General features: G+C 53.0%; 10 protein-coding genes. 2 read left to right on the forward strand and 8 right to left on the reverse strand.

Annotated features, from left to right (window positions below):
* Window positions 1-120 precede the first annotated feature (120 nt).
* Window positions 121-1,794, forward strand: a complete 1,674-nt coding sequence (locus QCH34_RS03175) for an AarF/UbiB family protein (protein ID WP_300329966.1) — start codon at window positions 121-123, stop codon at window positions 1,792-1,794.
* Window positions 1,795-1,879: 85 nt separating this feature from the next.
* Here the strand turns inward: QCH34_RS03175 and QCH34_RS03180 are convergent, their stop codons facing one another.
* The 7 genes from QCH34_RS03180 to QCH34_RS03210 form a co-directional block, all read right to left on the reverse strand.
* Complete coding sequence (locus tag QCH34_RS03180; RefSeq protein WP_300329969.1) at window positions 1,880-2,155, reverse strand: ferredoxin-thioredoxin reductase catalytic domain-containing protein; 276 nt, start codon at window positions 2,153-2,155, stop codon at window positions 1,880-1,882.
* Between the two features lie 12 nt (window positions 2,156-2,167).
* The gene (purQ, locus tag QCH34_RS03185) at window positions 2,168-2,863 is read right to left on the reverse strand and encodes a phosphoribosylformylglycinamidine synthase I (protein ID WP_300329973.1); all 696 of its coding nucleotides are present in this window, start codon (window positions 2,861-2,863) and stop codon (window positions 2,168-2,170) included.
* Entirely contained in the window at window positions 2,863-3,105 is a 243-nt protein-coding gene (gene purS, locus QCH34_RS03190) for a phosphoribosylformylglycinamidine synthase subunit PurS (RefSeq protein ID WP_300329977.1), read from the reverse strand. Before purS ends, purQ begins: the two co-directional genes overlap by 1 nt.
* Entirely contained in the window at window positions 3,102-3,818 is a 717-nt protein-coding gene (gene purC / locus QCH34_RS03195; RefSeq protein WP_300329980.1) for a phosphoribosylaminoimidazolesuccinocarboxamide synthase, read from the reverse strand. The genes purS and purC overlap by 4 nt, the downstream gene beginning before the upstream one ends.
* Window positions 3,815-4,798 carry a 7,8-didemethyl-8-hydroxy-5-deazariboflavin synthase CofG gene (cofG, locus tag QCH34_RS03200; RefSeq protein ID WP_300329983.1) on the reverse strand — a complete coding sequence of 328 codons (984 nt, stop codon included), beginning with the start codon at window positions 4,796-4,798 and terminating at the stop codon, window positions 3,815-3,817. The genes purC and cofG overlap by 4 nt, the downstream gene beginning before the upstream one ends.
* A gap of 30 nt (window positions 4,799-4,828) precedes the next feature.
* Window positions 4,829-5,308: an RDD family protein gene (locus QCH34_RS03205; protein WP_300329986.1), complete on the reverse strand. Its 480-nt coding sequence runs from the start codon at window positions 5,306-5,308 to the stop codon at window positions 4,829-4,831.
* A gap of 78 nt (window positions 5,309-5,386) precedes the next feature.
* A complete protein-coding gene (locus QCH34_RS03210; protein WP_300329989.1) occupies window positions 5,387-6,841 on the reverse strand; it encodes a SulP family inorganic anion transporter in 1,455 nt (484 codons plus the stop codon).
* A 221-nt stretch (window positions 6,842-7,062) separates the two neighbouring features.
* Between QCH34_RS03210 and QCH34_RS03215 the strand changes: the two genes are divergently transcribed.
* The gene (locus tag QCH34_RS03215) at window positions 7,063-7,488 is read left to right on the forward strand and encodes a universal stress protein (RefSeq protein WP_300329992.1); all 426 of its coding nucleotides are present in this window, start codon (window positions 7,063-7,065) and stop codon (window positions 7,486-7,488) included.
* Between the two features lie 22 nt (window positions 7,489-7,510).
* Here QCH34_RS03215 and QCH34_RS03220 read toward each other — a convergent pair whose 3' ends face one another.
* A complete protein-coding gene (locus QCH34_RS03220) occupies window positions 7,511-7,867 on the reverse strand; it encodes a putative zinc-binding protein (protein ID WP_300329995.1) in 357 nt (118 codons plus the stop codon).
* Between the last annotated feature and the right edge of the window lie 52 nt (window positions 7,868-7,919).

Consider the following 7,919-nt stretch of genomic DNA (forward strand, 5'->3'; position numbering starts at 1 on the left):
ACTCTTTGCCCTTGCGGTTCCATTGATCCTGGCTGCCCTCCTCTCCCTGGCTCTTCCCAGATCTCCGGTTGCCACTGACTGATCCCCTCCACAACACCTTTTATGCAGGAGAGCAATCCAATGCTGATTGCTATGCTTGCGGGGATGAAACGGTATGCCCAGATTGCCGATATTCTGGTGAAACACGGGTTTGGGATCGTTGTCGATGAACTCTTTCCTGGTCTTCCCGGACGTGGCTTTAAATTCAGGGCGGGAGAGGATTCGCCTTCAATATCGGTCTATGAGCGGATCCGCCTCGTATTTGAGGAGCTTGGCCCGACATTCATAAAATTTGGCCAGATCATGAGCACCCGGCGTGAACTCTTCCCTCCTGATCTGATTGATGAACTCAGTAAGCTCCAGGATCAGGTGCCCCCCCTTTTGTTTCCTGAGATTGAACCTCTCCTTGATGAGTCTCTTCCTGGCTGGAGGGAGATCTTTCTCAACCTTGCACAATACCCGGTTGCCGCCGCCTCGCTATCACAGGTGCACCGGGGAGTGCTGGCCGATGGAACACAGGTTGCGGTGAAGATCCAGCGTCCGAAGATCGACGAGGTTATCGAGACCGATCTCCTCATCCTCTCCTCGCTCGCTGAGCGGATTGAGGTGGTATCGCCGGATTATCGTCTGTTTAATCCGACCGGCCTCGTCCGTGAATTTGCAGGCCAGATCCGAAAAGAGCTGGATTTCACCCGTGATGGAAAGAATGCCGAACGCATCCGGAGAAATATGGCTGAATTAGAGGGCATAAGGGTTCCCCGTATCCACTGGAATGCCAGTTCACGACGGGTACTGACGATGGATTATATCGAGGGTGTCCGGATCGATGATGTTGAGTCCATCAGGGATATGGGTCATGATCCGGTGGTCATTGCAGAACGCGGCTTTGCTGCATATATCAAACAGATCATGATTGATGGTTTCTTCCATGGCGATCCCCACCCCGGCAACCTGCTTGTCATGGAGAATGGCGATCTCGCCTTCCTTGATTTTGGGATCTGCATGGTGCTCAGGCCGGAGCGGCGGGAGACATTCATCAGGCTTCTCTCCGGGATTGTGAATACTGATGTAGAAGCCTGTATCTCTGCATTTGCCGATCTCGGCGTGATAGTTTCAGATGAATACAGAGAGCTCTTCCGTGATGATCTGTATGTTCTCCTGCTCGACTACGCAGATTATGAGGTTCAGCAGTATGATTTCTCGAAGATGGCGATCGAACTCTCTGAGATCCTGAGAAAGTACCAGCTCCAGGTTCCCGGAGAGCTGATGCGGCTCCTGAAAGTGATCGGGATGGTGAGTGAGATTGCGCTTGCGCTTGATCCTTCGTTCTGTTTTACCAACCGGGTCCGTCCGTACCTTGAGATACTTGTAAAAGAGCAGTATTTCTCCTATGATACTCTCAAAAAAGAGGTTTCAACCGGGATTGGTTCGTTTCGGACACTTCTCCGGATCCCGGATCAGGTCTCCTCAGCCCTGAAGAAGGTGAGTGAGGGGAAGATCCGGATCGATGTGGTTGCACATGATATCCGGCGGCTTCAGGAGACGATGGATCGCTCAACTGATCGGATCATGGTGGGGCTGATCGTCTCGTCGGTTGTGATCGGATCATCTCTCCTGCTCCTTGCCTCCGGGTCAACGATCCCCTATGGCGAGATTATTGCCCTGCTCGGATACGGTGCTGCGGTGATTGTGGGGATCTATGCGATTATCCATGCGTTCCGCGTATCACGCCGCGAAGATCTCAGGCTGAGATGATCAAAAGGGTTAAGGGGCTTGCACCGGCCATAGGGCAGGTATCTTCTCAGAAATAAAATAAAAGTGGTAGAGGGAATGCCTGATATCATTCCCTGAAGAAGAGATTGCAGTGGCAGTGCCCGTCCCTCTCAATCTCATCCTTATGGTAGATGCAGGGGCAGATGATCTGTTTATCCACATCGGGATCCCCGCTCATAACCCTGCATGGGCAGTACCGCTCGCCATTCCTGACCATCCTGCGGGCAAGCCCCCTGATGACCGCGTCAAGCTGTTTGGGATCGGAATTGAGTTTCAGATTATTCTCTGCCGCATATCGTTTTACCCAGTCCCGGATCAGCCGGGCAGCTTCAAGTTCATCCATGCTTACGATCTCCTAGGACTCTTCCACATAAGCAATCATCGAATCGAAGATCTTCTTCCCGTCAGCTGATCCCAGGATCTCTTCAGCTGCCCGCTCGGGATGCGGCATCATGACAAGGACATTCTCCTTCTCCGAGAGGACGCCGGTGATATTGCCGGTGGCGCCATTTGGGTTTGAAGATGCGGTCACGTTTCCGGCCTCGTCGCAGAACCGGAATGCGATTCTCTTCTCCTTTTCAAGCCGTTTCAGTTCCTCTGCCGGGATGATGTAGCGGCCTTCCTTGTGGGCAATCGGGAACCTCACAACCTCGCCTTCGGAATAGAGCCGGGTGAAGGGGGAGGTGGTATTCTCAACCCTGAGATATGCCGGCTTGCAGAGGAACTTCGGATAGGCATTGATGGTGAAGACGCCGGGGATCAGGCCGCTTTCAGCTGCGATCTGCGCTCCGTTGCAGATCCCAAGGACGAGGCATCCTTTTTCAGCTGCCCTGATGATATCGGCCATGATCGGTGTCCGGGCAGCGATTGCACCTGCTCGGAGATAGTCGCCATAACTGAAACCTCCGGGGAGGACTATGGCGTCGTAAGCTCTATTCAACCCATCCTTATACCAGACCAGATCGGCGTCGGCACCACAGACCTCTTCGATCACATGCACGACGTCACGGTCACAGTTGCTCCCCCCGAACTGGATGACCGCCGCCCGCATCAGATGACCTCAATCTCGTATGTGTGGATCACCGGGTTTGCAAGGAGCCGTTCACAGATGGATCCGGCAATCTTTTCGGCCTCCTGCTTATCAACGGCATCAAGGGTGATCCTGTACTGGTCTCTCTTCCGGAGGTGGTCTACTCCAAAGCCAAGATGTGCAATTGCACGCTGGATGGCCTCTGCCTCGGGGTTCAACATCCCTTCCTTTAAGCTGATTGTAATGACAACCTCGAATTTCATAGCCCCTTACTCCCGGTTATCCTGGCCGATACGGCACGGTATGCCTCCATGACATCCCCTTTCTCAAACCTGTAGACATCCTTGTCCATGGACTTCATTGTGCCTTTCTCCCAGAGCCTCATCGAATCCATGCTGATCTCATCGCCGAGGATGATGGTATCGCCATACCTGCCGTACTCGATCTTGAAATCAACGAGATCAAGGCCGATTCCATCAAAGAATGCCCTCATTACCTCATTCACCTTCAGGGCGGATGCCTTCACAGCGGCAATCTCCTCATGGGTGAGGAGGCCCAGTGCAACGATGATATCGTCATTAATCATCGGATCATGCCGCGTATCATCCTTATAGTCGGTGACGACGACAGGCGGGTTAAAGTACTGCCCCTCGGTGAAGGGATAGTTCCTTACAATTGATCCGGCGGCACGGTTCCTGACGATCACCTCAAGCGGGATCATCGTGAGTTTCCGGACCCGCATCGTTATTGGATCTTCCATCCGGATGAAATGAGTTTTAACTCCGGCTTCTTCAAGGAGCCCGAAGATGAATGCCGAAACACCGGCGTTCGAGGCGCCCTTGCCTTCCAGCTGATCCTTCTTGCCGCCGTCAAATGCCGTGATATCGTCACGAAATGAAACGATCAATTCGTCTGGCTTTTCAGAGAGGAAGATGGTCTTAGCCTTTCCACTGTAGAGAATGTCGCCCTGGGTCATAGGTGATACTCCTGTACCTGTTTGTCAAGCTGCATGATAAGTGGTGCGAGTGCCGGATCGAACCACCCTCTTTTGATGTACCGGGGATAGATGCAGAGCCGCTCCCGGAGCGTATATCCGGCTGCAATCTCCTTGAGCCGCTCGATCTCCGGCCATGGATGTTCCGGGTTGATGTAGTCGACGGTCACCGGGGAGACGCCGCCGAGGTCATTTACTCCGCATTTCAGGAAATACCGGGCATCCGCAAGGTTTGGTGGTATCTGAACCGCAACATCCTCAGGGAGGATCGCGCGCGCCATCCGGATTGTCTCTGCAAACTCTTCCTTTGTGACAGTTCCGTCTTCGCCCATCTGGGTGCCGGGTTTTGGGCAGAAGTTCTGGATGATCACTTCCTGGATATGGCCATAACTCCGGTGAATTGAAGCTATTGTTCCAAGAGATTCACTTCGATCTGCTGATGTCTCTCCGATCCCAACCAGAAGCCCTGTTGTGAAGGGGATCTTCAGCCGTCCCGCATCTTCGAGCATCCGGATTCTCACATCAGGATCTTTTCCCGGTGAATTGGCATGCGCAGGTATTCTTGCTGTAGTCTCAAGCATCAGTCCCATGCTTGCATTCACCGTCCTGAAGCGGGCAAGCTCGTCAGCGGTCATGATGCCTGCGTTTGTGTGGGGAAGGAGGCCAAGAGCGATTGCCTCCCTGCAGAGGTCAAAGCAGTAGTCAAGGATGTCGCCATAGCCAATCTCGCTCAGGTAGCGTTCGAATCCTTCCTCCTCGCCCGGCCGCTCGCCGAAGGTGAAGAGCGCCTCGGTACAGCCTGCCTCAGCACCCAGCCTGAGTATCTCTCGGACCTCTTCCGGAGCCATAAGGCAGCCGTCTCCAACAGGCTTTCTGAAAGAACAGTAGCCGCAGCGGTTATGGCAGACTGATGTCAGCGGAAGGAAGACGTTCTTTGAGTAAGTAATTGTTCTCCCCTGCATGTGATTCTCTTTCTCCTAAAACCACTTGAATCAGTCGTCTTCATGGATATAGGTGACACCGTCCGGCGGCGTGTAATCGCATCTGATCACGATCGTATCCGAGAGGCGGTTGAAGAGCCGGAGTCCGCTCTTCTCCATTGCAAACCATCCGATCAGGCAGTCGAGGGGGAGGAGGAATGCCTTTCCAAATGCTGAAAGTGCTGCTTTTGGAATGCCCGCTGCGTCACCGGTGCGATCGGTGAGCCTGAGGTTCAAGACCATCTTCCCGACAGACTGGCCGGTTGTTCCTTCCATGATCGTCCAGTACAGGAACAATAGTACGGTGTTGGATGCAAACGGGACAGATAAGCCGGCAATAACAGGCAGGGCAAGTGCAAAAACCTGAGGACTCCACCCGGTAAGGGTGGATATTGTTGATTCTATGACTGCGACCAGGGCGTATATGAGGATGATATCGATGATCCATGCAAAAAGCCTGCTTTCCCAGCTGGCAATGCGTATCTCAACCATGATACCTGATCTGTTTTGGGTGGCATCAAATGTTTCCCTGATGGCGGGTGGGGAGATCAGTCCGCATCCCCACCCGTATCAGGAGAAACCGCGATCGAGTGTCTCCTGGCTCTCCGGATTCAGTCCGATCACATAAACTGATTTTCCCTGCTGCTGGTACCGGTGGATCACCCGCGTGATCGCTTCAACCCCGGACTGGTCCCAGATATGTGAATTCGAGAAGTCTATCTCAATCTTCTCCGGGTCATTTGTGTAGTCGAAGAGATCCATAAACGCCGACATGGTGCCGAAGAAGAGCTGGCCTTTCATCAGGTACACCTTTACGCCATCCTTCCTGATGGTCGAGGTTGCCGAGATGACCGAGATCTTCCACCCGAAGATGAGGAGGGCAAGAATTACTCCGGAAATAACTCCTTTTGCCAGATCATGGGTATAGACGACGATGGCAACCGTGACGATCATAACAGCGGCATCGCCACGGGGTATCTTATGGATGGTTTTGATCGAATCCCATTCGAAGGTGCTGAAGGCAACGACGATCATGACGCCGACGAGTGCTGCCATCGGGATGATCGAGACGATATCCCCAAAGACGATGATGAGGATTATCAGGAATACGCCTGCCACAAGCGATGAGAGCCTGCCGGTTGCACCTGATTTGATATTGATCATCGATTGCCCGATCATTGCACATCCTGCCATCCCTCCGAAGAAGCCGGCAACACAGTTTGCAAGCCCCTGTCCGCGAACTTCCCTGTCTTTATCGCTTGGTGTATCGGTCATCTCATCGACGATCGAGGCGGTGAGGAGGGATTCGAGCAGCCCGACGATGACGAGGGTTATTGAGTAGGGGAGGATGATCAGCAGCGTCTCAAGGGTGAGCGGTATTTCTGGCAGGTGGAAGAGCGGGAGAGATCGGGTGATCTCACCCATACCGCCGACGGTGAGCATGTCAAGTTTAAGGAGAACTGCGATCACAGTGGCGACGATGATTGCGACGAGTGCCGGAGGAACTGCTTTTGTGAGTCTTGGAAGGATGAGGATGATCGCGATTGTGATTGCAACGAGGATGTAGACTGCAAGGGATACCCCGATGAGGAACGGGATCTGTGAGAGGAAGATGAGGATAGCGAGTGCGTTGATGAACCCGAGAACGACAGAATAGGGGATGAACTTCACAAGCCGCCCGACATTGAGGAATCCCAGTGCCAGTTGTACTATCCCGGTCAGGATGGTGGCAGCGAGGAGATATTCGAGCCCGTAATCCCGGACAAGAATCACCATGACAAGTGCCATTGCCCCGGTTGCTCCTGAGATCATCCCGGGCCTTCCGCCTGCAAAGGCGATGACAACGGCAATACAGAATGAAGCATACAAACCGACCATCGGGTCGACACCGGCTATGATGGAGAAGGCGATCGCCTCGGGGATGAGGGCCAGTGCAACCGTCATACCGGCAAGCGTATCGCCCCGGATATTCGAGAGCCATGTTTTTTTCAGCGCGTTGAAAGAAAGGGGATTGTTTAAATTCACGGGATATCCTCTTGTTTCTGATCAGTAATTTCTGACGAATCGTGTGTATCTTTTCATTGAGGGAGTTCAATTTATATGGTTACCTCTCCACTTGAAGGTATCCTGCATCCGGAAAAGAAGGTGCTCCGACATGGTTTTATGGACTCGCGTTCCTTGAGGTACCACACGGAGCTCTGATATTCTGCACATTATGGCCTGCATAATACCGGCGCGGAGGAATTATGTTTAAAACAATACTGCTTGCAATAGATGGCTCAGAGAATGCGAGGCGGGCAGCCGAGTCTGCCTGTGGGCTTGTCAGGGAAATTAGCGGCTCTTCACTGGTGGTTGTCTATGCCTCGCCCAATCCGCCGTCGCAGTCACGCATCATGAAGGCAGATTTTGATGTCCATACCCTTCTCATCGAGGATGCTCATGCGGTTGCCGGGCAGACACTCGACTATATCAAAAACTCCGGAACTGCCTATACCCTTGAGGTGAGTATGGGTGCCCCGGCACTAGAGATCATCAAGATTGCAGAGAAGACAAAAGCCGGGCTGATCGTCATGGGGAGCCGGGGGCTTGGCTCACTGAAAGGGGCTGTCCTTGGGAGTGTCAGCCAGAGGGTGGCACAGCATGCCGCCTGCCCGGTAATGATTGTAAAGTAGAAGTCATAAAGGGGTGGATGGTTCATCCCCTTTTTGACCGTATTCTATTCAAAAGAACCGCAGTGAGCTCTTCTATCTCTGAAAAATGCGGCTCTTCCATCCCATTTTTAACAATCCCACATTCGGTTGCGATGATATGGTGATCCGGGTGTCGCCCGGAATGCTGAATCTTCTTCAGTGCACAGCAGTCGCTGCATCCGTCGATTATGAGGAGTTCTTCTGCATCCCGGAGTGCCTCATCGATTGCTTCTCTCTCCCGTGTTGCGGGAATGCAACAGTCGATCTCGCCAGCGCATATCCGGTGGAGGTTCATCGCACACCTGGTGGTGAGTTTCCCGGTATTTGAGATCCCGGAGCAGGTGATGATGGTATATGCCATTCCTATGCCTGTCCGAGTGTTTTATCGATCCAGCCGGTGATTGCATCGCGGA

Origin of the sequence: Methanocalculus sp., assembly GCF_029762515.1 — an archaeon.
Lineage (GTDB): Archaea > Halobacteriota > Methanomicrobia > Methanomicrobiales > Methanocorpusculaceae > Methanocalculus.